Source organism: Pseudomonas sp. YuFO20 (assembly GCF_035064975.1).
Taxonomy (GTDB): Bacteria; Pseudomonadota; Gammaproteobacteria; order Pseudomonadales; family Pseudomonadaceae; genus Aquipseudomonas; species Aquipseudomonas putida_AE.
The window spans coordinates 1-400 of sequence record NZ_JAXDEO010000201.1 but is presented as its reverse complement, the minus strand read 5'-3'; the positions used below and the strand labels follow the sequence as shown (position 1 = coordinate 400).

1 protein-coding gene is annotated in these 400 nt (G+C 63.2%); it reads left to right on the top strand.

Features of this window, described 5'->3' with window-relative positions; all coding sequences use genetic code 11:
- Positions 1 to 71 precede the first annotated feature (71 nt).
- The coding region (locus tag SOP85_RS31265; RefSeq protein WP_323629443.1) for an ATP-binding cassette domain-containing protein at positions 72 to 400 on the top strand (329 nt) is incomplete at its 3' end.

Genomic DNA, 400 nt, shown 5'->3' with positions numbered 1-400 from the left:
AAGTCCGTTTTATGGGCTATCACTGTCGTTCACGATGGTGAGACGTGAGGCCGCCCAAGAATGGTCCAAGAATGCCCGCAACGCCGCTGATTGCCTACGCGCATGTCGGCAAGAGTTTTGACGATGGACGCGTGGTGGCGGTCGACGACGTCTCGCTTGACGTGGCCGAGGGTGAATTCCTGGCTGTTGTCGGCGGCTCGGGCTCCGGCAAGACGACGCTGCTCAGGCTGGCCAACCGCCTGATCGAAGCCGACCGCGGCAGGATCGCGGTCGAGGGTGAGGATGTCAGCCGCATCGACCCGATCCTGCTGCGGCGCCGCATCGGCTATGTCTTCCAGAGCGGCGGGCTGTTTCCGCACCTTTCCGTCGCCGGCAATATCGGCATCACGCCGAAGCTGCT